This window comes from Priestia sp. ST2, from assembly GCF_055810735.1.
Map to the genome: position 1 here is coordinate 1 of NZ_JBVVNT010000012.1, position 21,596 is coordinate 21,596.

The 21,596-nt window shown below is 38.9% G+C and carries 35 protein-coding genes; 3 read left to right on the plus strand and 32 right to left on the minus strand.

All coding sequences use genetic code 11. The features are described from left to right. Window positions 1-629: 629 nt before the first annotated feature. Window positions 630-1,394, plus strand: a complete 765-nt coding sequence (pdaB, locus tag AC0KUU_RS27870) for a polysaccharide deacetylase family sporulation protein PdaB (protein ID WP_043982700.1) — start codon at window positions 630-632, stop codon at window positions 1,392-1,394. 44 nt (window positions 1,395-1,438) lie between these two features. Here the strand turns inward: pdaB and AC0KUU_RS27875 are convergent, their stop codons facing one another. Then, window positions 1,439-2,059, minus strand: coding sequence for a KinB-signaling pathway activation protein (locus tag AC0KUU_RS27875; protein WP_043982702.1), 621 nt, complete (start codon window positions 2,057-2,059; stop codon window positions 1,439-1,441). 145 nt (window positions 2,060-2,204) lie between these two features. Here AC0KUU_RS27875 and gerD point away from each other — a divergent pair, with 145 nt between their 5' ends. Both gerD and AC0KUU_RS27885 read left to right on the plus strand, forming a co-directional pair. Further along, window positions 2,205-2,834, plus strand: coding sequence for a spore germination lipoprotein GerD (gene gerD, locus AC0KUU_RS27880; protein ID WP_013054964.1), 630 nt, complete (start codon window positions 2,205-2,207; stop codon window positions 2,832-2,834). 187 nt (window positions 2,835-3,021) lie between these two features. Continuing rightward, complete coding sequence (locus AC0KUU_RS27885; RefSeq protein WP_043982703.1) at window positions 3,022-3,930, plus strand: LysR family transcriptional regulator; 909 nt, start codon at window positions 3,022-3,024, stop codon at window positions 3,928-3,930. Between the two features lie 38 nt (window positions 3,931-3,968). Here AC0KUU_RS27885 and AC0KUU_RS27890 read toward each other — a convergent pair whose 3' ends face one another. From AC0KUU_RS27890 to rplP, 31 genes are all read right to left on the minus strand, one after another. Continuing rightward, the gene (locus AC0KUU_RS27890) at window positions 3,969-5,042 is read right to left on the minus strand and encodes an Mrp/NBP35 family ATP-binding protein (protein WP_034654900.1); all 1,074 of its coding nucleotides are present in this window, start codon (window positions 5,040-5,042) and stop codon (window positions 3,969-3,971) included. Between the two features lie 90 nt (window positions 5,043-5,132). Further along, on the minus strand, window positions 5,133-5,840 hold the full coding sequence (gene cwlD, locus AC0KUU_RS27895; protein ID WP_043982704.1) for an N-acetylmuramoyl-L-alanine amidase CwlD: 708 nt from the start codon (window positions 5,838-5,840) through the stop codon (window positions 5,133-5,135). Between the two features lie 70 nt (window positions 5,841-5,910). Next, the gene (locus AC0KUU_RS27900; RefSeq protein WP_013081382.1) at window positions 5,911-6,336 is read right to left on the minus strand and encodes a DUF2521 family protein; all 426 of its coding nucleotides are present in this window, start codon (window positions 6,334-6,336) and stop codon (window positions 5,911-5,913) included. 108 nt (window positions 6,337-6,444) lie between these two features. Further along, a complete protein-coding gene (rpsI, locus tag AC0KUU_RS27905; RefSeq protein ID WP_013054959.1) occupies window positions 6,445-6,837 on the minus strand; it encodes a 30S ribosomal protein S9 in 393 nt (130 codons plus the stop codon). A gap of 22 nt (window positions 6,838-6,859) precedes the next feature. Then, entirely contained in the window at window positions 6,860-7,297 is a 438-nt protein-coding gene (gene rplM / locus AC0KUU_RS27910) for a 50S ribosomal protein L13 (RefSeq protein ID WP_013054958.1), read from the minus strand. A 156-nt stretch (window positions 7,298-7,453) separates the two neighbouring features. Continuing rightward, on the minus strand, window positions 7,454-8,194 hold the full coding sequence (gene truA, locus AC0KUU_RS27915) for a tRNA pseudouridine(38-40) synthase TruA (protein ID WP_013054957.1): 741 nt from the start codon (window positions 8,192-8,194) through the stop codon (window positions 7,454-7,456). Between the two features lie 18 nt (window positions 8,195-8,212). Continuing rightward, window positions 8,213-9,010, minus strand: a complete 798-nt coding sequence (locus AC0KUU_RS27920; RefSeq protein ID WP_043982706.1) for an energy-coupling factor transporter transmembrane component T family protein — start codon at window positions 9,008-9,010, stop codon at window positions 8,213-8,215. After that, window positions 9,007-9,876 carry an energy-coupling factor ABC transporter ATP-binding protein gene (locus tag AC0KUU_RS27925; protein ID WP_162215143.1) on the minus strand — a complete coding sequence of 290 codons (870 nt, stop codon included), beginning with the start codon at window positions 9,874-9,876 and terminating at the stop codon, window positions 9,007-9,009. The genes AC0KUU_RS27920 and AC0KUU_RS27925 overlap by 4 nt, the downstream gene beginning before the upstream one ends. Beyond that, window positions 9,852-10,691, minus strand: a complete 840-nt coding sequence (locus AC0KUU_RS27930) for an energy-coupling factor ABC transporter ATP-binding protein (protein ID WP_013054954.1) — start codon at window positions 10,689-10,691, stop codon at window positions 9,852-9,854. Before AC0KUU_RS27930 ends, AC0KUU_RS27925 begins: the two co-directional genes overlap by 25 nt. Before the next feature lie 138 nt (window positions 10,692-10,829). Then, window positions 10,830-11,192: a 50S ribosomal protein L17 gene (gene rplQ, locus AC0KUU_RS27935; RefSeq protein ID WP_013054953.1), complete on the minus strand. Its 363-nt coding sequence runs from the start codon at window positions 11,190-11,192 to the stop codon at window positions 10,830-10,832. 44 nt (window positions 11,193-11,236) lie between these two features. Next, entirely contained in the window at window positions 11,237-12,181 is a 945-nt protein-coding gene (locus AC0KUU_RS27940) for a DNA-directed RNA polymerase subunit alpha (RefSeq protein ID WP_013054952.1), read from the minus strand. A gap of 180 nt (window positions 12,182-12,361) precedes the next feature. Beyond that, window positions 12,362-12,751: a 30S ribosomal protein S11 gene (gene rpsK, locus AC0KUU_RS27945; protein ID WP_013054951.1), complete on the minus strand. Its 390-nt coding sequence runs from the start codon at window positions 12,749-12,751 to the stop codon at window positions 12,362-12,364. A 23-nt stretch (window positions 12,752-12,774) separates the two neighbouring features. Beyond that, entirely contained in the window at window positions 12,775-13,140 is a 366-nt protein-coding gene (gene rpsM, locus AC0KUU_RS27950) for a 30S ribosomal protein S13 (RefSeq protein WP_013054950.1), read from the minus strand. A 24-nt stretch (window positions 13,141-13,164) separates the two neighbouring features. Further along, complete coding sequence (gene rpmJ, locus AC0KUU_RS27955; RefSeq protein WP_003156543.1) at window positions 13,165-13,278, minus strand: 50S ribosomal protein L36; 114 nt, start codon at window positions 13,276-13,278, stop codon at window positions 13,165-13,167. A 37-nt stretch (window positions 13,279-13,315) separates the two neighbouring features. Continuing rightward, window positions 13,316-13,534 carry a translation initiation factor IF-1 gene (infA, locus tag AC0KUU_RS27960; RefSeq protein WP_010285101.1) on the minus strand — a complete coding sequence of 73 codons (219 nt, stop codon included), beginning with the start codon at window positions 13,532-13,534 and terminating at the stop codon, window positions 13,316-13,318. A 235-nt stretch (window positions 13,535-13,769) separates the two neighbouring features. Continuing rightward, window positions 13,770-14,516: a type I methionyl aminopeptidase gene (map, locus tag AC0KUU_RS27965; RefSeq protein ID WP_322551666.1), complete on the minus strand. Its 747-nt coding sequence runs from the start codon at window positions 14,514-14,516 to the stop codon at window positions 13,770-13,772. Next, window positions 14,513-15,166 carry an adenylate kinase gene (locus AC0KUU_RS27970; protein ID WP_013054948.1) on the minus strand — a complete coding sequence of 218 codons (654 nt, stop codon included), beginning with the start codon at window positions 15,164-15,166 and terminating at the stop codon, window positions 14,513-14,515. The genes map and AC0KUU_RS27970 overlap by 4 nt, the downstream gene beginning before the upstream one ends. Window positions 15,167-15,232: 66 nt before the next feature. Then, entirely contained in the window at window positions 15,233-16,525 is a 1,293-nt protein-coding gene (gene secY / locus AC0KUU_RS27975) for a preprotein translocase subunit SecY (protein ID WP_013054947.1), read from the minus strand. After that, window positions 16,525-16,965 carry a 50S ribosomal protein L15 gene (gene rplO / locus AC0KUU_RS27980; protein ID WP_013054946.1) on the minus strand — a complete coding sequence of 147 codons (441 nt, stop codon included), beginning with the start codon at window positions 16,963-16,965 and terminating at the stop codon, window positions 16,525-16,527. The genes secY and rplO overlap by 1 nt, the downstream gene beginning before the upstream one ends. Before the next feature lie 33 nt (window positions 16,966-16,998). Further along, window positions 16,999-17,181 (minus strand): 50S ribosomal protein L30, encoded by a 183-nt coding sequence (rpmD, locus tag AC0KUU_RS27985; protein ID WP_013054945.1) that lies wholly within the window; start codon window positions 17,179-17,181, stop codon window positions 16,999-17,001. Between the two features lie 14 nt (window positions 17,182-17,195). Beyond that, the gene (gene rpsE / locus AC0KUU_RS27990; protein ID WP_013054944.1) at window positions 17,196-17,696 is read right to left on the minus strand and encodes a 30S ribosomal protein S5; all 501 of its coding nucleotides are present in this window, start codon (window positions 17,694-17,696) and stop codon (window positions 17,196-17,198) included. Window positions 17,697-17,716: 20 nt separating this feature from the next. Continuing rightward, window positions 17,717-18,079, minus strand: coding sequence for a 50S ribosomal protein L18 (rplR, locus tag AC0KUU_RS27995; protein ID WP_013054943.1), 363 nt, complete (start codon window positions 18,077-18,079; stop codon window positions 17,717-17,719). A 32-nt stretch (window positions 18,080-18,111) separates the two neighbouring features. Then, window positions 18,112-18,651 (minus strand): 50S ribosomal protein L6, encoded by a 540-nt coding sequence (rplF, locus tag AC0KUU_RS28000; protein WP_013054942.1) that lies wholly within the window; start codon window positions 18,649-18,651, stop codon window positions 18,112-18,114. 30 nt (window positions 18,652-18,681) lie between these two features. After that, a complete protein-coding gene (rpsH, locus tag AC0KUU_RS28005; RefSeq protein ID WP_028410368.1) occupies window positions 18,682-19,080 on the minus strand; it encodes a 30S ribosomal protein S8 in 399 nt (132 codons plus the stop codon). 30 nt (window positions 19,081-19,110) lie between these two features. After that, entirely contained in the window at window positions 19,111-19,296 is a 186-nt protein-coding gene (locus AC0KUU_RS28010) for a type Z 30S ribosomal protein S14 (protein WP_013054940.1), read from the minus strand. 33 nt (window positions 19,297-19,329) lie between these two features. Next, the gene (rplE, locus tag AC0KUU_RS28015) at window positions 19,330-19,869 is read right to left on the minus strand and encodes a 50S ribosomal protein L5 (protein ID WP_013054939.1); all 540 of its coding nucleotides are present in this window, start codon (window positions 19,867-19,869) and stop codon (window positions 19,330-19,332) included. Window positions 19,870-19,900: 31 nt separating this feature from the next. Then, window positions 19,901-20,212, minus strand: a complete 312-nt coding sequence (rplX, locus tag AC0KUU_RS28020) for a 50S ribosomal protein L24 (RefSeq protein ID WP_013054938.1) — start codon at window positions 20,210-20,212, stop codon at window positions 19,901-19,903. Window positions 20,213-20,261: 49 nt separating this feature from the next. After that, window positions 20,262-20,630, minus strand: a complete 369-nt coding sequence (rplN, locus tag AC0KUU_RS28025) for a 50S ribosomal protein L14 (RefSeq protein ID WP_013054937.1) — start codon at window positions 20,628-20,630, stop codon at window positions 20,262-20,264. Window positions 20,631-20,681: 51 nt separating this feature from the next. Next, window positions 20,682-20,945 carry a 30S ribosomal protein S17 gene (gene rpsQ, locus AC0KUU_RS28030; protein ID WP_013054936.1) on the minus strand — a complete coding sequence of 88 codons (264 nt, stop codon included), beginning with the start codon at window positions 20,943-20,945 and terminating at the stop codon, window positions 20,682-20,684. 25 nt (window positions 20,946-20,970) lie between these two features. Continuing rightward, a complete protein-coding gene (gene rpmC / locus AC0KUU_RS28035) occupies window positions 20,971-21,171 on the minus strand; it encodes a 50S ribosomal protein L29 (protein ID WP_013054935.1) in 201 nt (66 codons plus the stop codon). Next, window positions 21,161-21,595, minus strand: coding sequence for a 50S ribosomal protein L16 (gene rplP, locus AC0KUU_RS28040; protein ID WP_013054934.1), 435 nt, complete (start codon window positions 21,593-21,595; stop codon window positions 21,161-21,163). The genes rpmC and rplP overlap by 11 nt, the downstream gene beginning before the upstream one ends. Window position 21,596 lies beyond the last annotated feature (1 nt).

The following is a 21,596-nucleotide window of genomic DNA, read 5'->3' on the forward strand; positions in this document are numbered from 1 at the left end:
CCAGCGTTCATCCTGAGCCAGGATCAAACTCTCCGAAGAAATGTTTGACTTGCTCAATTTAAAAATAAAATTTAACGTTGACGTTTGTCGCTTTGTTCAGTTTTCAAAGTTCAACCGTCGCTCTTGAGCGACTTTTTTATATTAACAAGTTGTCGTTCATTTGTCAACAACTTTTTAATATTTTATTTCTGATGAATTGCGATTGTTTTCCAATCACCCATCAGCGACATTTAATAATTTAACATCTGTACTATATAAAGTCAACACTTTTTAAAAATTTTTTTTCGTTTTACCAAAAAACCTTATTTACTTCCCTGTTTTCACTGAACCTTAGCAAGATCTTTGAAAGGATTTGGTACTTCTCTTGAATGTTTCGTTCAAGAACTACATGATTCAAACTTTGTTGAAAAGCAACGTTTGTTCTTTTCATTTCTTCTCTGAGTAGTGCTTCTAACTCTAAACACTCCACTTGATTAAATAAACAAATTTTCATTGATTCACCTGCTTTTTGCGACATTGATTCTCAAAACATCAAAATAAAATCAGTCGTTCTTTTCCTTACCTGTTATTAATTGTAGACAAAACGCATACAAATTAGACAAGTACTACTTATTAAATGAGGTGACAAAATGAATATGTTTTATACTATTCGAGCCAAAAGAATCAAACAAACAATGCTTATCGTAGTTGCTGCTTTGTTTACAAGCTTTTTTCTTTATGCTCAACAGACGTTTCACTTTCCTGTGTTTTCAACAGATAACGGTCCACGAGCTGTTTATAAGGCGGATGATAAAAATTCCGAAGTCGCTCTTACATTTAACATCAGCTGGGGAGACGAAAGAGCTATTCCTATTCTAAATGAACTGAAAAAACAGCATATTGAACATGCTACTTTCTTTTTATCTGCTTCATGGGCTGAACGTCATCCAGATGTTGTAGAGCGCATAAAAAAAGAAGGCCACGAAATTGGCACAATGGGCTATGACTATACTTCCTATACAAGCCTAAAACCTAATGAAATTAGACAAGATCTTGCAAAATCAAAGAAAGTCTTTGATTCCCTAGGACTTAAAGATGTTCACCTTCTTCGGCCTCCTAACGGGCAATTTAATAAAGACATCTTAAAATTAACAGCGGATATAGGATATACAACCGTGCACTGGAGCATCGACTCTAAAGACTGGACAAATCCAGGAGTTGAAAAGATTGTATCGAATGTCACAAAACCCTTAGATGGGGGAGATATTATCTTGCTGCACGCGTCTGACTCCGCTCAACAAACAGCAAAGGCTATTCCATATATCAAGAATTCATTACAAAATAAAAAAGTCTCAAACGTAAGTGTTTCAACATTAATTTCAAATTCAAAAACCCAAGTAAAAGATATCCGCTAAGATCTATTCGCACTGTATATGGAAAGCAAAAGCAGACAAATATACTATTTGTCTGCTTTTGCTATTCTTTCGTGCGTAAGAAGTTTCGGCAAAATAAGAAGTTGATACATATTACAAATTAGAAGTGGAAACACCATAAGGTAAAGCCAGCTTTCTTCGTTCGTTCGCAGCGCAGGGAACCATTCAATTGTCGTTACAACAATCATAAAAAACAGCGCTGGTACAAAAGCCTCTTTATTCGTCTGCTTTTTCTTTGCATACGCCACTAACAACCCTACCGCTAACAAGAAAACGCTTAACAAAATATACTTGCCTATGCCTTCTCCCGGTTGTTGAAAGAACTTATATCGAAAATAAGCAACGTCAAATAATACAAATAAAACAAATACAATTTGAACCGATTTCCAAAGTGATGCAGATTTAAAAATTCCCAACCCAAATCGGTGAATAGTTAAATATGCAAAAAACCCCATTTGACTAATTAAACTAAAAATAAACCCTACGCCTACGAGCCATGTTAAAACAGCAACAATTTCTCCTATCTTTCCTTGTTGAAATAAATGACCGTATTCCCCCCAGCGCACCGCAAATCCAACAAAAGCTGTACTTATCCCCCCGACAGCTAACGTGGTTAGAAATAGACGAACCCAATTTCGACTATTCACTTCCATCTCCCCCATAAGTTACAAAATTGTACCTTTTCATAAATTGTACCAATCACGTTTTGAAAAATCTAGAGCTCTTTTATGAATAAAAAACCTTGATTATCTCATATTAAGCGTAAGCATATTAGGAAAGGAGCTCATTACTATGAAAAAGCGACTCATGCTCCTCATTTATATAGGAATGTGTATGCTTTTAGCTACAGCCTGTGCACCGCAAGATGAAGAGAACAATGGTATGGATTATGATCAAACAAAGAAAATGGTTGTTGATATTTTAAAAACAGATGAAGGAAAAAAAGCAGTCGAGGCAATTATGAAAGACCCTTCTGTTAGACAAGATATTTTAATGGATCAAAACGCGATAAAAGATACAATTTCTCAAACCCTAGTCTCAGATAAAGGCGTGGAATTTTGGAAAAAAGCCATGGATGATCCGAAGTTTGCTGAAAGCTTTGCTAAAAGTTTGGAAAAAGAAAATAAGACGGTCATCAAACAACTGATGAAAGATCCTGAATATCAAGGAATGCTTCAAGATGTTTTAAAGGATCCGGCTATGGAAAAAGAAGTACTGACTGTTTTAAAGAGTAAAGAATATCGCACTTATTTACAAAAGATTATGACCGAAACGTTTGATAGCCCTCTTTATCAATCTAAAATTCAAGACATTCTTTTGAAAGCCGCTGAAGAAACACAAGGTGGACAAAAACAAAGCAGCGACGATGGGGGTTCTTCTTCCTCTGGATCTGATTCAGGCGGAGAACAGCAACAGCAGTGATTAAATACGCATCTCATATGAGGTGCGTATTTAATTATGCCATTTATTTTTATTAAAAAACCTAAATAACTTCTTTATATTTTTTAATACTTAGTATTTTTATTGGAATTGTAAACTTTAATTCTTAGCTTTATGGTAAAATATTAGAAATTAACACAATCGTTTTATAGCAAAAGGAGGGAATTCGATGGAATTTCGCGTTATTAAAACGTTTCAAACCATTGTTCGTTTAGGAAGCTTTCAATTAGCCGCTGAATATTTAAAGTACTCTCAGCCTACCATTACACTGCACATTCAAAAGTTGGAATCCGAACTAGGATTTAAGCTTTTAGAACGAGGAAAAAGCATAAAACTTACTGAAGCAGGTAAAATCTTTTACGAGCGGGCAAATATTTTACTAAAGGAATATGAATATCTAAATAACACCTTAAAGGATTATTCAACAGGCGAAGCTGGCACTATCCGTATAGGTGCTGCAGAGCCTACAGCAAGCAGTCGACTGCCTTCCATTCTCTCATTATTTAAAAAAAGATATCCCAACACAGAAATTAGCTTACTCGTTGCAGACGAAAAGCATCTTCATCAACATATACGCAATCAAGAAATTGATTTCGCGATTGGCACTGTCTCAGAATCGTTCAGAGATATAGAATTTGAGGCACTACTAACGGAAAAACTTGTGCTGCTACTACCATTCAATCATGCTCTAACAAAAAGAAAAACAATCTTTGCAAAAGATTTAATACACGAAACGCTGATTACAGCTGGGCACTCTTCCGTTCAAAAGAAAATTGAGCAGCTAATCTTTGAACGAACAGGCCAACTGCCTGCTAAAGTCCAGTTAGGCACTATTAGCACACTTCAGCATTTTGTAAAAGAAAACTTAGGAGTAGCCGTTGTTCCACAAATAAGCGCAACTCTTCCGCCAGATCAAGTAGTGGTTAAAACGATTCATGACTTGCATGAGGGGCCTGCAATCGGCATTTTAAAGCACCAGTCTCACACCGTAAGTACAGCCGGAAAAACATTTTTAGCTCTCTTAAAACAAAACCTTGCATTTGATTTAAAAAAGGCGCAGATTGAACTCTCTGTATAATAGCAAAAAGCACGCGCTGTTCGAGCGCGTGCTTTTCGTTATTTTCCTGTTGCTGCTTTTTCATTTTCGCAAATAAATGCAATCTTGCTTGCAATCTCTCCATATATTTTACCTAAACGATGCGATTCATCGTAAATGGAAGGTGCAAAATCTTCTTCATTCCAGTCAGGCTGACTTAACGGAAGCTGTCCTAACAGCTCTGTCTGAAGTTCCTCAGCGAGTTTTGGACCTCCGCCTTTACCAAATACATACTCTTTTTCCCCTGTTAGCTGGCTTTCAAAGTAGGCCATATTTTCTACAACTCCAATTACCTCATGGTCGGTTTTCAAAGCCATAGCACCCGCTCTAGCTGCAACAAATGCCGCTGTAGGATGTGGTGTTGTAATAATCACTTCTTTACAAGCAGGAAGCATAGAGTGAACGTCTAATGCGACATCACCTGTTCCGGGAGGTAAGTCTAGTAGAAGATAATCTAATTCTCCCCATTCAACTTCTGTAAAAAAGCTTGTCAACATTTTTCCAAGCATAGGTCCTCGCCAGATAACAGGTGAATTATCTTCTACAAAGAAGCCCATGGAAATAACTTTTACTCCGAAACGGTCAACTGGGATAATCTTTTCACCTTCTACTACAGGACGCTGTGTGATTCCCATCATATCTGGAACGCTGAATCCATAAATGTCAGCATCAATTAAACCAACTTTCTTTCCTAAACGAGCTAGAGAAACGGCCAAGTTAACAGAGACTGTTGATTTACCAACGCCTCCTTTACCGCTGGCAATAGCAATAAATTCAGGCGCATTCGGACTAGTTAGTAAGTTGCCAGTATTCGGCTGCTCAGCACGGTACTGCTGAAGTTCCTCAGGCGTAAACTCAACAAATCGCAGTCCAACCGACTGTACACCTGCTTTTTTTAATTCTTCTACAATTGTGCCTTGAAGGCTCAGCTGTTCACTAGTACCTGTTTTTGCAACAGCAATCTTCAGGCTTATATGCTGTTTTTCAGATTTAATTGTTATTTCTTTAATCGCATCTGTTTCTGATAGTTTTTTATTTAAAAATGGATCTGTAATTTCCCCTACTACTTCTTTTACTTGCTTTTCCGTTAGCATACTCCCACCACCATGTTAAAATCTATTTATTTATACTATCAAGTATATCATACATATTAGATTTTTCTGAATAGAAGGATGCTATGCTTTTTATTTCGGCTTTTCTCCAGTAAAATACCGGCTGACTCCTTCATAAACGGATTCAGCTAACTTTTTTTGATAGCGTTTCGATTGAAGCATTTTACGTTCTGTAGGATTTGATAAGAACCCTACTTCAACCAAAGCACCGGGTGGCTTAGAATGCTTAAGAAGGTAAAGAGTTTGAATAGCTTTTGCTTCACGAGTCGTATTGTCCAGGTTATTTCTTAGCTCTTGTTGAATGAGTTTGGCCACTTGCTCGTTTTCTTTTAGGGATCCGTAATAGAAAGTTTGAGCCCCTCTCCACGCAGAGGATGGAATAGCATTCAAGTGAATACTTAAGTACAAATCAGCATTGGATTTATTAATCATCGTTAAGCGATTTTTTAAGTCTTCTACTTTTCTGCGACTGTATCCTCTTGTATCTTTGGCCGCTAAGTCTTCGTCTTTTTCTCTCGTCATAATAACAAGTGCCCCTTGCTCTTGTAGATAGTCCCGAAGCATTAATGAAATTTTAAGAGTTATTTCTTTTTCAAGCACTTCATCCTCTCCTACCGCTCCTCCATCAACACCGCCGTGTCCAGGATCTAGTACAATAACTTTCCCGCTAAGAGGGAGTGAAAGCGAACCGGATGATGTTCTATGATCTATCTGATATTGTACAATGACAAAAAGAACGAGAAGCGCTATAATTGTGCTCATTATTTTTACTTTAGACATTTTATCCCTTCCCTTCTTGCCTCACCTATTTATTTCTATATGGGACAAGAACGGGAATTATGAGTACTTTTTAATGCAAACGTAACCGACGTCTTTTTTCTGCGGTACGATAACCTTCTTTCCACCAGTCTTGCACATATCCTTGACACAAATAATACAGACCGTCTTGATAAAGATCTGTTACAGACATGCTGACGGCTCCGTACAATGTATCAATTAAAAGAGACTCTTCTTGCTTACTGTGCTTCTGAAAGTCTTCGTAGCCTTTACCACGTTTACTCACCCGGGCACCTAATAAAAATGATTCGATGGCAATATCAAGACAGTACTCCTCCACATGTTCGTCTCCTAGCATATTCCACTGAAACATGGGATGAAAATAACGGCGCAGCCTCTCTTGAAGTAAATCAAACGACAGTTCTCTTAGGACTTTGCGTTCATATTTCATTTCTTTTTCATAACGTTTTTCTTTTAAATATGTAACCTCGTTCACCATAACGCCTCCCTTTTTTACATATTGTCTGCACAAGCCTTCGTCTCATACGCAAACAACAAATAAAAAAAGCCTTGGTCCAAAGACCAAGGCTTGAAACGTAATATAAAATTAACGTTTTGAGAATTGTGGTGCACGACGAGCGCCTTTAAGACCGTATTTTTTACGTTCTTTCGCACGAGCGTCACGAGTTAATAGACCAGCACGTTTTAATGTTCCACGGTATTCAGGGTCTGCTTCTAATAAAGCACGAGAGATTCCGTGACGAATAGCGCCAGCTTGACCTGCATAACCTCCACCATTAACGTTTACAAATACGTCATAGTTACCTACAGTTTCAGTTAAAGCAAGTGGTTGTTTTACTACTTCACGTAGTGCAGCAAATGGAATGTATTCTTCGATTTCACGACCGTTGATTGTTACGCGACCGTTACCTGGTACTAAACGTACACGAGCAACAGAGCTTTTACGACGACCAGTTCCGTAATATTGTACCTGTGCCAAGATAATAACCTCCTCTTATTAATTATCCGCGAAGTTCGTAAACTTCTGGTTTTTGTGCTTCATGTGGATGTGTTTCACCAGCATACACATGTAATTTTTTGAACATTTGACGGCCTAGGCTACCTTTTGGAAGCATGCCTTTGATTCCTAATTCAAGCATTTTCTCAGAGTAGTTAGTACGCATTTCTAATGCTGTACGTTGTTTCAAACCACCTGGGTGCATGCTGTGACGGTAATAAATTTTATCAGTTAATTTTTTACCTGTTAGTTCGATTTTTGACGCATTGATAAGGATCACGTGATCACCAGTATCAACATGTGGTGTAAAAGTTGGTTTATGTTTACCGCGTAAGATTGATGCTACTTCACTTGCTAAACGACCTAAAGTTTTACCTTCAGCATCGACAACATACCATTTACGCTCTACTTCGTTTGCTTTCGCCATGAAAGTTGTACGCATGAGTTTCCCTCCTAATTTTCATCATCAATTATAAAATTATTTCAACCTTCTATTTCAACACGATTAATTTCCGGGGCTAACCGTGGGGTTAAAATACATACCATATGATATATTATATCTTTAAGCTACTAATGTCAAGAAAATGTTACACCAGGTTTAGTTGTCATAGAAAACGCGCCATAAATATAGTCCTTGCGAAGGCGCAGTTTTTCCTGCACGAGGACGTGATTTGCTTTCTAGAATATCTTTTATAGCATCTGGTTCAATACGGCCTTGTCCCACTTCTAAAAGCGTTCCAACAAGAATACGAACCATATTATACAGAAAGCCACTTCCAACGAATCTAAACACAAGCTGACTATTCTCTTCATACATATCAATCTTGTAAATCGTACGAATCTTATCTTCCACTTCTGTTCTCGCTGAACAAAAGCTTGTAAAGTCGTGTGTACCGAGTAAATATGTGATGGCTTTTTTCATTTTTGAGTAGTCTAATGGATAAGGGTAATGGTATGCATAAGAACGAGTGAAAGGATTTCGATCTTCGCCGCGCAAAATATGATAGCGATACTCTTTTGAAGTAACGTCATACCGGGCGTGAAAATGTGCATCAACTTCACATACATTCTTCATTACAATATCATCTGGTAGCATTGAATTCAATGCTTTTTTCCACTTATCACATGGAATATTTAGGTTTGTATCAAAATGAATGACTTGCCCCTGTGCATGAACATTTGTGTCCGTTCGTCCAGAGGCGTAAATCGGAACTTTTTTGTTATGCATTTTCTCTAAAACGGCTTCAATCTCCAGTTGAACAGTTCGCTTATTGGGCTGAACTTGATAACCTGAAAAGTGTGTGCCGTCGTATGCAACTATACATTTTAAACGTTTCATCTTTTCACCAAACAATCTTTACGTTCTAATCAGCACTAAAACAACTGCTACTGCCAGCAGAAGTAAAAGCATAATTGTATCTATGCTTCCCCATTTCAATTGACGATACTTTGTACGCCCTTCTCCGCCTTTATAACCCCTTGCCTCCATGGCAATAGCTAGCTCTTCAGCACGCTTAAATGAACCTATAAATAGAGGAACAAGTAAAGGAACAACAGCTTTCAAACGATCCCTAAGGGGGCCGCTGCTAAAGTCCACTCCTCGTGCTGTCTGCGCTTTAATAATTTTATCTGTCTCTTCCATCAATGTAGGAATAAAGCGAAGAGAAATGGACATCATTAAAGCTAATTCGTGTACGGGAAGCTTAAGCTTTTTAAATGGATTCAGCAAGCTTTCCATTCCATCTGTTACTTCAATAGGCGTAGTCGTTAAAGTTAGCATCGTCGTAATTAAAATTAAGAACAAGAAGCGCAAGGAAATTAAAACACCTTGAATAAGGCCGCCTTTATAGACAGAAAACCATCCCCATTCAAACAAAAGAGGACCTTCCTTTGTCATAAAAATGTGCAAAAGAAACGTGATGATAATAATAAACATAACGGGCTTTAACCCTCTTAAAATAAACGAGACGGGCACTTTACTCATGGCCACTATCATAAGGGTATACACACCTAAAAAAGCATAGCCGATAGGATTATTTGCTAAAAACACAATTAATACATACGCAAATACGAGAAGCAGCTTGGCCCGAGGATCCATTCGATGGACAACCGAATGACCCGGCACATACTTACCAATAATGATTGAGTTCATCATAATCGTTCACCTTGCTGCATAAGGTGCTGCACTTTCTCTACCACCTCAGAAAAGGTAATAACCGTATCCGATGCTTCAAGCTGAAATTTCTCTTGCAGCTTCAGCATAAAGCGAAGCGATTCTGGAACATCCAATCCATATTCTTTTAACTGCGTATGCTGACCAAATACTTCTCTAGGTGACCCTTTCATCGCAATCGTTCCCTTATTCATCACAATTAGCTCATCTGCGTACATAGCTGCATCTTCCATGCTGTGAGTCACGAGAATCGTCGTCAAGCCTTTTTCTTTATGAAGACGATAAATCATATTCATAATTTCTTGACGCCCTCTAGGGTCCAATCCAGCAGTTGGCTCATCTAAAATTAGCACACTAGGATTCATCGCTAGAATACCTGCTATCGCTACACGACGCATTTGTCCACCACTCAAATCAAAAGGAGATCTGGCGAGAATGTCTTCTGGCAATCCTACTAACTTGATAAGCTCTCTTGCTTTTTGCTTTGCTTCTTTTTCCGAAACGCCATAATTCATTGGTCCAAAAGCTATATCTTTTTCCACCGTTTCTTCAAAAAGCTGATGTTCTGGAAATTGAAACACCACGCCTACTTGCTGACGAATAGCTTTTAAATTCTTTTCTTTTCGATTGGCTTTAATGGTGCGCTCACCGATTTGAATTTCACCAGCAGTTGGCTTCAATAAGGCATTCAGATGCTGTATGATTGTTGATTTCCCAGAACCAGTATGGCCAATAACAGCCAAAAATGTACCTGATTGAATGTTTAAATTTAAGTCATGTAGAGCAATTCGTTCAAATGGTGTATTAACTTGATAACGGTGCTCTACTTCTTTGAATATAATGTCCATAGTTCGTCCACCAAGTCCTCATCTGTTAAATGAATTTTTGATAAAGGAATTCCTACGGAAGCAAAACGATGGCTTAGTTTAACGGAAAACGGCAAGTCTAGTCCAATATCCGTTAACTTGGAACCTAATGCAAATACTTCGCGTGGAGTACCTGTTGCATAGATCTTCCCTTTGTTCATCACAACGACTCTGTCAGCCATTGCTACTTCATCTAAATCGTGAGTAATTGAAATAACCGTCAGTTGTTTTTCTTCTTTTAATTTTCTAACAGTTTCAAGTACTTCAGTTCGCCCAATAGGATCTAACATAGATGTTGCTTCATCTAGAATGATGACAGATGGCTGTACGGCAATTATACCCGCAATGGCCACACGCTGTTTTTGTCCACCTGATAGCTGATGAGGCTCTTGATCCAGAAAAGCACTCATATTGACCATTTCGATTGCTTCAGGTATACGTTTTTCCATAATCTCAAATGGAATCCCGTTGTTTTCAAGCCCAAAAGCAATATCGTCTTGAACGGTTGAGCCAACAAATTGATTATCTGGATTTTGAAACACCATTCCAATCTGCTTGCGCACATCCCATATTGTTTCTTCAGATAAAAGAGTATCGCCCACTCGAACCGTTCCTTTTTCAGGTAGCAAAAGGCCGTTTAGAATTCGTGCCAGCGTCGACTTACCAGATCCATTATGTCCAGCTATCGCTAACCATTCACCTTTATAAGCAGAGAGAGAAAGGTGATCTAATGTTAGGTCTGCTTCAGGATCGTATCGAAAGCATAAATCTTTTACCTCTAAAGACATTTCTTTCAACGCTATCTTCCTCTCAGCTTTTTCTATTGCAGCATTGCCTACATTGATTTTTTACGCTATTTACCCAGTTTTAGGTATAAAAAAAGGGCAACGACTAGTTACACACTGTCTCGCCCTTTTCTATCTGTATTAAAAATATTAAACTAATTCAATGATAACCATTGGAGCACCGTCACCACGGCGAGGTCCAACTTTTAAGATACGAGTGTAACCGCCTTGGCGATCTTCGTAGCGAGTAGCAATATCGCTGAATAGTTTTTGTAAAGCGCTTTGACCAGCTTCTTCGTTAGCTACTTCATTACGGATGTAAGATGCAGCTTGACGACGAGCGTGTAGATCTCCACGTTTACCTAAAGTAATCATTTTTTCAACAGTTGAACGTAATTCTTTTGCACGAGCTTCAGTTGTCTCAATGCGTTCACTGATGATTAAATCAGTTGTTAAATCACGAAGAAGCGCCTTGCGTTGTGCGCTTGTACGACCTAATTTACGGTAAGACATGTGAGGTCCCCTCCTTTGTTAAGTAGTTAAACAGGTAGATATAATCAGTCGTCCTTACGTAGACCCAAACCTAATTCTTCAAGTTTAGCTTTAACTTCTTCTAAAGATTTACGGCCTAAGTTACGAACTTTCATCATATCTTCTTCTGTTTTATTAGCAAGCTCTTGTACAGTATTGATGCCTGCTCGTTTTAAGCAGTTGTAAGAACGAACAGATAAATCCAGTTCCTCGATCGTCATCTCTAGAACTTTTTCTTTCTGGTCTTCTTCTTTTTCTACCATAATCTCTGCTTTTTGAGCTTCATCTGTTAAGTTAACGAAGATATTTAAGTGTTCAGTTAGAATCTTTGCACCTAAAGCAACAGCTTTTTCTGGCTCGATGCTACCGTCAGTCCAAACATCCAACGTTAACTTATCGTAATTTGTCATTTGACCAACACGAGTATTCTCTACATAATACGATACGCGAGTAACAGGCGTATAGATTGAATCAATTGGAAGTACACCAATTGGTTGGTCTTCACGCTTGTTAGCATCGGCAGGATTATAACCTCGACCTGTGCGAGCAGTAAGTCTCATACGGAAATGAGCATCTGACTCAAGTGTTGCAATATGAAGATCCGGATTTAGAACTTCGATATCGCTGTCTGCTTGAATGTCAGCAGCCGTTACTGTACCAGGACCTTTAACATCGATCTCAAGTGTTTTCTCTTCATCAGAGTAAATCTTTAACGCTAACTTTTTAACGTTTAAAATGATGTTTGTTACATCTTCAACAACTCCAGGAACTGTTGAAAATTCATGTAATACACCTTCAATTTGAATAGATGTTACAGCTGCACCAGGGAGTGAGGATAATAGGATACGACGTAAGGAGTTACCCAAAGTAGTACCATATCCACGCTCAAGTGGTTCGACGACGAATTTACCGTACTTTCTATCATCGCTGATTTCTACCGTTTCGATTTTTGGCTTTTCAATCTCTATCAATATAAACCCTCCTTCAAAACGTCGAAACCTCGGCTAGACGGCTGATTTCTCAAATGCCTAACCGAAATTCCCTATTAGACAGTTCCCGAATGTGCACAACAAATGGAAAACATTTCGTTGCATGAATAAATTCTACACCATCATCATTATAGACAACGAAATAGAATCTATACATATTAATTATACACGACGACGTTTTGGTGGGCGGCATCCGTTGTGAGGTACAGGAGTAACATCTTTAATAGCTGTTACTTCTAAACCTGCAGCTTGAAGAGCACGGATAGCTGCTTCACGACCAGCACCAGGGCCTTTAACTGTAACTTCAAGAGTTTTCATTCCGTTATCCATAGAAACTTTAGCAGCAGTTTCAGCAGCCATTTGCGCAGCAAATGGAGTAGATTTACGAGAACCTCTGAAGCCAAGTGCGCCTGCACTAGACCAAGCAATCGCATTACCGTGAACATCTGTAATTGTTACAATAGTGTTGTTAAACGTTGAGCGAATATGAGCTACACCAGCTTCAATATTCTTTTTCACGCGACGTTTACGTGTATTAGTTTTACGTGCCATCTGTTAATGACCTCCCTTACTAATTATTTCTTCTTGTTCGCTACAGTACGGCGTGGGCCTTTACGTGTACGAGCATTGTTTTTACTGTTTTGACCACGAACTGGTAAACTACGACGGTGGCGGATACCACGGTATGAACCAATCTCAATTAAACGTTTGATGTTTAAAGAAACTTCACGACGAAGATCGCCTTCTACTTTATAGCTATCTAAAATATCACGAATTTTACCTAATTCTTCTTCTGTTAAGTCACGAACGCGAGTATCTTCAGAAACTCCAGCTTCAGCTAGAACTTTTTCAGCAGTTGGACGACCAATACCGAAAATGTATGTTAATGAAATTACTACACGCTTGTCACGAGGAATATCAACACCAGCAATACGTGCCATATGAATAGTGCACCTCCTTATTGATTAACCTTGTTTTTGTTTATGCTTAGGGTTTTCACAAATTACCATTACTTTACCTTTTCTACGGATAACTTTACATTTTTCGCAGATTGGTTTAACTGATGGTCTGACTTTCATGTTTCATACCTCCTTGATAGTACGGAGTGCATAGGTTTTATTTGAAACGGTACGTAATTCTACCGCGAGTTAAATCGTATGGTGACAATTCTACAGTTACTTTATCACCAGGTAAGATTCGAATGAAATGCATGCGAATTTTTCCTGATACGTGAGCAAGTACTGTATGACCATTTTCTAATTCTACCTTGAACATAGCGTTAGGTAAAGTTTCAGCAACTGTACCTTCAACTTCAATTACATCGTCTTTTGCCATTAAAGTGCTCTCCTTTCTTTGAAACAGTAACAAGCTATCATTAAACGACTTAAAAAGAACCTGTTCTGAACATCCGGAGATCGTAATCATTAAATTCAAGATGATTGACGCTAATATACATCTTTACCATTTTAACAGCAATTCAGACGAAAAACGATCATCGTGAATTTAGATAATTACTGTTTACTGTCCAGTGCATCTAGCGAGGAATGGATAGAGATAACATCCTTTAACATTACAATGCTGTCAGAATTTCATATCCCGTCTCAGTAATTGCAATAGTATGTTCGAAGTGCGCACACATTTTACCATCTACTGTGACAACTGTCCAGTTATCAGGTAATGTTTTTACATATCGCATACCAGCATTCACCATTGGCTCAACTGCCAATACCATGCCTGGACGTAGACGCGGTCCTTTATTCGGTGGACCATAATGAGGTACTTGCGGATCTTCATGTAAGTCTTTGCCGACCCCATGGCCAACATATTCTCTTACAATCGAAAAGTTACGTGATTCTGCGTACTGTTGAATAGCATGTGAAATATTCGACAAACGCTCACCCGGCTTAGCTTCTGCTAATCCCTTGTAGAGAGATTGCTCAGTCACATTAAGCAGCTCTTGATTTTCTAATGAAATCTTTCCTACTCCATATGTCCAAGCTGAATCACCGTGATAGCCACCGAATTTAGCTCCGATGTCTAAACTGATGATATCTCCTTCATTAAGCTTGCGTTCACCCGGAATACCATGAACTAATTCTTCATTCACAGAAACACATACACTGCCGCGAAAACCATTATACCCTTTAAAAGACGGAATTGCATCATGTTGACGAATAAAATTTTCAGCAATTGCATCCAATTCTATAGTCGTAATACCTGGAGCGATATGCTTTTTTAACTCTAGATGAGTTAAAGCCACGATTCGTCCAGCTTCACGCATGACCTCAATTTCCTCTGGTGTCTTGCAAATGATCATTGCTTAACCCCAGCAAGTAATTGACGAACATCCTCAAACACAATGTTAATATCTTGATTACCATTAATATTGCGTAGATAACCTTTTTCTTGATAGAAATCAAGTAGAGGTTGAGATTGTTTAACATTAACTGAAAGTCTAGTTGAAACCGTCTCAGCATTGTCATCTGCACGTTGGTAAAGCTCTCCGCCACATTTGTCACAAACTCCTTCTTTCGCAGGAGGATTGAATACTAAGTGGTAAGTAGCTCCGCAATCTTTACAAATGCGGCGTCCAGTAAGACGCTCCATTAAAATGCTTTGATCTACATCAATATTAATCACATAATCAATTTGCTTGTTTAGTTCTTTTGTAATTGTTTCAAGAGCTTCTGCTTGGGCTACTGTTCTTGGGAAGCCATCAAGTAAAAAGCCGTTTTCACAATCTTGTTTGTTTAAACGCTCGCGCACAATTCCAATTGTTACTTCATCAGGAACAAGGTTACCTTGGTCCATAAATGATTTAGCTTTTAAACCTAGTTGCGTTCCTTCTTTAATTGCAGCTCGGAACATATCTCCTGTTGAGATATGAGGGATATCGTAATGCTCAACGATTTTTTCTGCTTGAGTACCTTTCCCAGCACCAGGAAGGCCCATTAACACTAAATTCATTTCTTGCTTCCCCCTCAGTATCTTATCCGTTTAATGGGAAAGCAGCTTGCTTCCCACTAAACAGCTTTACTTAATAAATCCCTTATAATGGCGTTTCACTAATTGACTCTCAAGCTGTTTCATTGTCTCAAGAGCTACACCGACAACAATTAACAAACTAGTACCGCCGATCTGAGCAGATGATGGTAAGTTTGCAATTTTGATGAACAGAACCGGCAACACAGCAATTAACGCAAGGAATATCGAACCGATTAATGTCAGACGATATAACACTTTCGTTAAATAAGCTTGTGTGCTTTTACCAGGACGGATGCCTGGGATGTAGCCACCTTGCTTTTTCAAGTTCTCTGCTACTTGTTCAGGGTTAACTTGAACAAATGTATAGAAGTAACAAAAAGCAATGATTAACGCTACATACACTATCATACCAATTGGCTTAGTATAGTCAAATGTATTCTGAATCCACGTCGTTACATCATTTGGACCGAAAAATGATGCAATTGTTGGTGGTGTGATAATAAATGAAACTGCAAAGATAACAGGAATAACCCCAGCTGCATTTACTTTTAACGGTAAATGAGTGGATTGACCTCCAACAGGATTACGACCAGCTGAACCCTTTGCATATTGAATAGGAATTTTTCGTAGCGCTTGTTGGAAGTAAATAACCCCAACAATAATAGCTAAAACTGCAATCGCAATTAAAACTACCGTTACGATACGAATGAATAATTGATCCCCAACGTCTTCAAATTGCTGTGCATAAATTTGATTTAATGTTGTCGGAATACCAGCTGCAATCCCAGCAAAGATAATGATGGAAATACCGTTACCTACGCCTTTTGCAGTAATCTGCTCTCCTAACCACATTAAGAAGGCAGTACCTGCCGTTAACACTGTAGCAATTAGAAGATACGTAGAAATTCCTGGATTAGCGATCAATTGTCCGCCCGAAATATTGTTGAATCCTATAGACATACCTAAAGCCTGGATAAATCCAAGCACAATTGTTCCATAACGAGTTACTTGAGCTAATTTACGGCGCCCAACATCTCCCTGCTTTGACCATTCTGTAAACTTAGGTACAACATCCATCTGCAATAATTGGACGATGATGGATGCTGTAATATAAGGCATAATGCCCATAGCAAGAATGGAGAAGTTTTTTAACGCGCCGCCGCCAAATGTATTCAGAACCCCGAATACATTTAACCCATCTTGCAATTTTAGTACATCCGTATTAACACTTGGTACAGGAATAAATGTACCAATTCGGAAGACAATTAACATTAACAAAGTGAAAAAGATTTTTTGTCTTATTTCACGCACGCGCATTAAATTGGAGATTGTTTGAAACATTAGATCACCTCAACTGTACCGCCAGCAGCTTCGATAGCTTCTTTAGCAGTTGAAGAGAATTTAGCAGCTTTAACAGTTAGCTTAGAGTTTAATGTACCGTTTCCTAGTACTTTAACGCCAGCTTTTGCTTTGCTTACTAAACCAGTTTCGATTAATAATTCTGGTGTTACTTCAGTTCCATCTTCAAAACGGTTAAGAGCTTCTAAATTAACGATCGCGTATTCTTTGCGATTGATATTAGTGAACCCACGTTTTGGAAGACGACGGAATAAAGGAGTTTGACCACCTTCGAAGCCAGGTCTTACGCCACCGCCAGAGCGAGCGTTTTGCCCTTTGTGACCTTTACCTGAAGTCTTTCCGTTACCTGAACCAGTACCACGACCTACACGGTTACGTACTTTACGTGAACCTTCAGCTGGTTTCAATTCATGAAGTTTCATTCCGGAGCACCTCCTTAGAGTGACAATTTATACTTATTGCTCTTTTACTGTAACAAGGTGAGCTACTTTGTTAATCATTCCGCGAATTGCAGGATTATCGTCTTGAACGACAGTTTGATTTAACTTACGTAGGCCAAGTGTACGAACAGTTACACGTTGATCTTCTGGACGACCAATTACGCTACGAGTAAGGGTAATTGCTAGTTTGTTTGCCATTCCATATCCCTCCCTTATCCTAACAGTTCTTCTACAGTCTTGCCACGTAGTTTTGCAACATCTTCAGCACGTTTTAGGTTAGCTAAACCGTTAAGAGTTGCACGTACCATGTTGATTGGAGTGTTTGAACCTAAAGATTTAGATAGAATATCACTTACTCCACCCAATTCTAGTACCGCACGAACTGGGCCACCAGCGATAACTCCTGTACCTTCAGAAGCAGGTTTTAAGAAAATTTGACCTGCACCAAATTGTCCAAGGATTTCGTGTGGAATAGTTGTACCAACCATAGGTACAGTAATTAAGTTTTTCTTCGCATCTTCAATTGCTTTACGGATTGCATCTGGTACCTCTTGTGCTTTACCAGTACCGAATCCAACGTGACCGTTTTTGTCACCAACTACAACTAATGCAGCGAAGCGGAAACGACGTCCACCTTTCACAACTTTAGCTACGCGGTTAACGGTAACAACACGTTCTTCAAGCTCTAATTTATTTGGATCAATACGACGCATGATTTTCCCTCCTTTTACAATTAGAATTGTAATCCAGCTTCACGAGCAGCGTCAGCTAATGCTTTAACACGGCCATGATATAAATAACCGCCACGGTCGAATACTACTTCGTTTACACCTTTTTCTACTGCGCGTTTAGCGACTAATTCGCCAACTTTGATAGCAGCTTCAGTGTTACCAGTGCTTTCTAAAGTCAGGTCTTTATCTAACGTTGAAGCACTTGCGATTGTTACTGAATTTAAATCGTCGATAACTTGTGCGTAAATATGTTGATTAGAACGGAACACGTTTAAACGCGGACGAGTTGCAGTTCCAGATAACTTCGCACGAACACGAGCATGTCTTTTTTTACGAACTTTGTTTTTATCAAGCTTCGTGATCATTTCGGGCACTCCTTTCTTTTACCTAACCGGCATTACTTCTTAGCAGTTTTACCTTCTTTACGACGTACATATTCGCCTTCGTAACGAATACCTTTACCTTTGTAAGGCTCTGGTGGACGAACGTCACGAATATTTGCAGCTAATGCACCTACGCGTTCTTTATCAATACCTTTAATAACGATCTTAGTTTGAGAAGGAACTTCGATTTCGATTCCTGTTTCAGGAGTAATCTCAACTGGGTGAGAGTATCCAACGCTCAATACTAATTTGCTACCAGATTTTTGTGCACGGTAACCTACACCGACTAATTCTAAACCACGTTCGAATCCTTTAGTAACACCTTCAACCATGTTACCTAAAAGGCTACGAGTAGTTCCGTGAAGAGCGCGGTGCTCTTTATTGTCACTAGGACGATTAACAACTAATACGTTGTCTTCAACTTTAATTTCGATTTCAGGGTGGAATGTACGAGTTAATTCACCCTTTGGTCCTTTTACAGTTACAGTGTTGCTCTCGTTCGTAACTGTAACACCTGCTGGAAGTTCTAAAGGCTTTTTACCAACACGTGACATAGTTACACCTCCATTCACATTTAAAACTTATTACCAAACGTACGCTAATACTTCTCCACCAGCTTGCTTTTGACGAGCTTCTTTGTCAGTTAAAACACCTTGAGAAGTAGAAACGATTGCGATACCTAAACCGTTAAGTACACGTGGTACTTCGTTATTTTTTGCATAAACACGTAGACCAGGTTTACTGATACGTTTTAAGCCTGTAATTACACGTTCGTTATTTGAACCGTATTTTAAGAAGATACGGATAATACCTTGTTTGTTGTCTTCGATGTATTCTACATCACGTACGAAACCCTCACGCTTAAGGATTTCTGCAATTTGCTTCTTAATGTTAGAAGCAGGAACTTCAATTTTCTCATGACGAACCATGTTCGCATTGCGGATACGAGTTAGTAAATCTGCAATAGGATCAGTCATTACCATATTAATTTACCTCCTTCCCAAACTTGGGTTTTACCAACTAGCTTTTTTAACACCAGGAATTTGACCTTTATAAGCAAGCTCACGGAAACAAATACGGCAAAGCTTGAATTTACGTAGTACTGAGTGTGGACGTCCACAACGTTCGCAACGTGTATACTCTTGTACTTGGAATTTTTGCTGGCGTTTTTGCTTCGCAATCATTGATTTTTTAGCCACATTTTCGCCTCCTCTGCTTAACGTTGGCAGTTATTACTTCTGGAATGGCATACCGAACTGAGTTAAAAGCTCACGAGCTTCTTCATCAGTGTTTGCTGTTGTAACAATAACGATATCCATACCACGAACTTTAGTTACTTTATCATAATCGATCTCTGGGAAGATCAATTGTTCTTTAACACCTAACGTGTAGTTTCCACGACCATCAAATGCTTTTTTAGATACACCACGGAAATCACGCACACGTGGAAGTGATACTGATACTAGTTTATCGAAGAATTCGTACATACGCTCGCCGCGTAAAGTAACTTTCGCACCGATTGGCATACCTTCACGAAGACGGAAACCAGCGATAGATTTTTTCGCACGAGTTACAACAGGTTTTTGACCAGTGATTTCAGCTAGTTCTTCAACAGCATTATCTAAAGCTTTTGAGTTAGAAACAGCATCACCGATACCCATGTTGATTACGATCTTGTCGATTTTTGGCACTTGCATTACAGATTCATAATTAAACTTGCTAACTAGAGCAGGAGTAATCTCTTTTGTAAATTTCTCTTTAAGACGGTTCATGTGAACTAAACCTCCCTTCACATTTCATTAATTATTTATCTAAAGTTTCACCAGATTTTTTTGCTACACGTACCTTTTTGCCATCGATAACTTGGTACCCAACACGAGTTGGCTCACCAGATTTAGGATCCAACGGCATTACGTTTGATACGTGGATAGGTGCCTCTTGGCTAACGATTCCACCTTGTGGATTTACTTGAGAAGGTTTAGAGTGTTTTTTCACAACGTTCACACCTTCAACAAGTACACGGTCTTTCTTTGGGAAAGCTGCAAGTACTTCACCTTGCTTACCTTTGTCTTTACCAGAGATAACCACTACTTTGTCGCCCTTTTTAACATGCATCCTATTCGCACCTCCTTAAAAGGCATTTTGTATTTGTTCTATATATCAATTAGATAACTTCTGGAGCTAATGATACGATCTTCATGAAGTTGTTATCACGTAATTCACGAGCAACTGGTCCGAAGATACGAGTACCACGTGGTCCTTTGTCGTCACGGATGATTACGCAAGCATTTTCGTCGAAACGGATGTAAGAACCGTCAGTACGGCGAACACCACTTTTTGTACGTACAACAACAGCTTTAACAACGTCACCTTTTTTAACAACGCCTCCTGGTGTTGCTTGTTTCACCGTACAAACGATAACATCACCAATGTTTGCTGTCTTGCGACCTGAACCACCAAGTACTTTAATAGTAAGTACCTCACGTGCACCAGAGTTGTCTGCAACTTTTAAACGAGATTCTTGTTGAATCATGTACGAAACCTCCCTTCGGATGAATCATTCTTATCCGATCTATCTTAACTATTAGATGATAACAGCTTTTTCTACAACTTCTACTAGACGGAAACGTTTAGTAGCTGATAACGGACGAGTTTCCATGATCTTCACGATATCGCCTAGTTGAGCTGTATTGTTTTCATCGTGAGCTTTGAATTTCTTTGAGTATTTTACACGCTTGCCATAAAGCGAATGCTTTTTGTAAGTTTCAACAAGAACAGTAACAGTCTTATCCATTTTGTCAGAAACTACGCGGCCAGTGTAAACTTTACGTTGGTTGCGTTCACTCATTCTGAAAGCCTCCTCTCAGACTTAATTATTTATTAGCAGCAATCTCTCTTTCACGAACTACAGTTTTCATACGAGCGATCGATTTGCGCACTTCGCGAATACGAGTAGTATTCTCTAATTGTCCAGTCGCTAATTGGAAACGAAGGTTAAACAACTCTTCTTTTAAAGCCTTAACTTTTTGTTCAATTTCAGCAGTGGTAAGGTCACGAATTTCATTAGCTTTCATTAGAATCACCACCAATTTCTTCACGTTTTACAAACTTACATTTTACAGGTAGCTTGTGTGCAGCTAAACGTAAAGCTTCACGTGCAACCTCTTCAGATACACCTGAAATTTCAAACATTACTTTTCCAGGTTTAACAACTGCTACCCAACCTTCAGGAGCACCTTTACCAGAACCCATTCGGACTTCTAGAGGCTTAGCAGTATAAGGTTTAGAAGGGAAAATTTTAATCCATACTTTACCGCCACGTTTCATGTAACGAGTCATTGCGATACGAGCAGCTTCGATTTGACGGTTTGTAATCCAAGAAGCTTCAGTAGCTTGTAAACCGAATTCACCGAAATGTACTTCCGTACCACCTTTAGCGCGTCCACGCATTTTTCCGCGGTGTTCGCGACGATATTTAACGCGTTTTGGTAATAACATA

What these genes read in the sequence shown, in the direction of transcription:
- AC0KUU_RS27890 (WP_034654900.1), bottom strand. Translation starts at nt 5,042, where the DNA reads ATGCTAACGGAAAAGCAAGTAAAAGAAGTAGTAGGGGAAATTACAGAT.
- secY (WP_013054947.1), bottom strand. Translation starts at nt 16,525, where the DNA reads ATGTTTCAAACAATCTCCAATTTAATGCGCGTGCGTGAAATAAGACAA.
- rplP (WP_013054934.1), bottom strand. Translation starts at nt 21,595, where the DNA reads ATGTTATTACCAAAACGCGTTAAATATCGTCGCGAACACCGCGGAAAA.
- AC0KUU_RS27925 (WP_162215143.1), bottom strand. Translation starts at nt 9,876, where the DNA reads ATGGACATTATATTCAAAGAAGTAGAGCACCGTTATCAAGTTAATACA.
- rplM (WP_013054958.1), bottom strand. Translation starts at nt 7,297, where the DNA reads ATGCGTACAACTTTCATGGCGAAAGCAAACGAAGTAGAGCGTAAATGG.
- gerD (WP_013054964.1), top strand. Translation starts at nt 2,205, where the DNA reads ATGAAAAAGCGACTCATGCTCCTCATTTATATAGGAATGTGTATGCTT.
- rplN (WP_013054937.1), bottom strand. Translation starts at nt 20,630, where the DNA reads ATGATTCAACAAGAATCTCGTTTAAAAGTTGCAGACAACTCTGGTGCA.
- rplF (WP_013054942.1), bottom strand. Translation starts at nt 18,651, where the DNA reads ATGTCACGTGTTGGTAAAAAGCCTTTAGAACTTCCAGCAGGTGTTACA.
- rpsE (WP_013054944.1), bottom strand. Translation starts at nt 17,696, where the DNA reads ATGCGTCGTATTGATCCAAATAAATTAGAGCTTGAAGAACGTGTTGTT.
- rplQ (WP_013054953.1), bottom strand. Translation starts at nt 11,192, where the DNA reads ATGTCTTACCGTAAATTAGGTCGTACAAGCGCACAACGCAAGGCGCTT.
- rpmD (WP_013054945.1), bottom strand. Translation starts at nt 17,181, where the DNA reads ATGGCAAACAAACTAGCAATTACCCTTACTCGTAGCGTAATTGGTCGT.
- rpsH (WP_028410368.1), bottom strand. Translation starts at nt 19,080, where the DNA reads ATGGTAATGACTGATCCTATTGCAGATTTACTAACTCGTATCCGCAAT.
- AC0KUU_RS27970 (WP_013054948.1), bottom strand. Translation starts at nt 15,166, where the DNA reads ATGAATTTAGTGTTAATGGGCCTTCCTGGTGCTGGGAAAGGTACTCAA.
- truA (WP_013054957.1), bottom strand. Translation starts at nt 8,194, where the DNA reads ATGAAACGTTTAAAATGTATAGTTGCATACGACGGCACACACTTTTCA.
- AC0KUU_RS27885 (WP_043982703.1), top strand. Translation starts at nt 3,022, where the DNA reads ATGGAATTTCGCGTTATTAAAACGTTTCAAACCATTGTTCGTTTAGGA.
- AC0KUU_RS27900 (WP_013081382.1), bottom strand. Translation starts at nt 6,336, where the DNA reads ATGGTGAACGAGGTTACATATTTAAAAGAAAAACGTTATGAAAAAGAA.
- rpsM (WP_013054950.1), bottom strand. Translation starts at nt 13,140, where the DNA reads ATGGCACGTATTGCTGGTGTTGATATTCCTCGTGACAAGCGTGTAGTA.
- pdaB (WP_043982700.1), top strand. Translation starts at nt 630, where the DNA reads ATGAATATGTTTTATACTATTCGAGCCAAAAGAATCAAACAAACAATG.
- rpsK (WP_013054951.1), bottom strand. Translation starts at nt 12,751, where the DNA reads ATGGCACGTAAAACTAATACACGTAAACGTCGCGTGAAAAAGAATATT.
- cwlD (WP_043982704.1), bottom strand. Translation starts at nt 5,840, where the DNA reads ATGTCTAAAGTAAAAATAATGAGCACAATTATAGCGCTTCTCGTTCTT.
- rplO (WP_013054946.1), bottom strand. Translation starts at nt 16,965, where the DNA reads ATGAAACTTCATGAATTGAAACCAGCTGAAGGTTCACGTAAAGTACGT.
- AC0KUU_RS27920 (WP_043982706.1), bottom strand. Translation starts at nt 9,010, where the DNA reads ATGATGAACTCAATCATTATTGGTAAGTATGTGCCGGGTCATTCGGTT.
- infA (WP_010285101.1), bottom strand. Translation starts at nt 13,534, where the DNA reads ATGGCAAAAGACGATGTAATTGAAGTTGAAGGTACAGTTGCTGAAACT.
- rplX (WP_013054938.1), bottom strand. Translation starts at nt 20,212, where the DNA reads ATGCATGTTAAAAAGGGCGACAAAGTAGTGGTTATCTCTGGTAAAGAC.
- rplR (WP_013054943.1), bottom strand. Translation starts at nt 18,079, where the DNA reads ATGATCACGAAGCTTGATAAAAACAAAGTTCGTAAAAAAAGACATGCT.
- rplE (WP_013054939.1), bottom strand. Translation starts at nt 19,869, where the DNA reads ATGAACCGTCTTAAAGAGAAATTTACAAAAGAGATTACTCCTGCTCTA.
- rpmC (WP_013054935.1), bottom strand. Translation starts at nt 21,171, where the DNA reads ATGAAAGCTAATGAAATTCGTGACCTTACCACTGCTGAAATTGAACAA.
- map (WP_322551666.1), bottom strand. Translation starts at nt 14,516, where the DNA reads ATGATCATTTGCAAGACACCAGAGGAAATTGAGGTCATGCGTGAAGCT.
- rpsQ (WP_013054936.1), bottom strand. Translation starts at nt 20,945, where the DNA reads ATGAGTGAACGCAACCAACGTAAAGTTTACACTGGCCGCGTAGTTTCT.
- rpmJ (WP_003156543.1), bottom strand. Translation starts at nt 13,278, where the DNA reads ATGAAAGTCAGACCATCAGTTAAACCAATCTGCGAAAAATGTAAAGTT.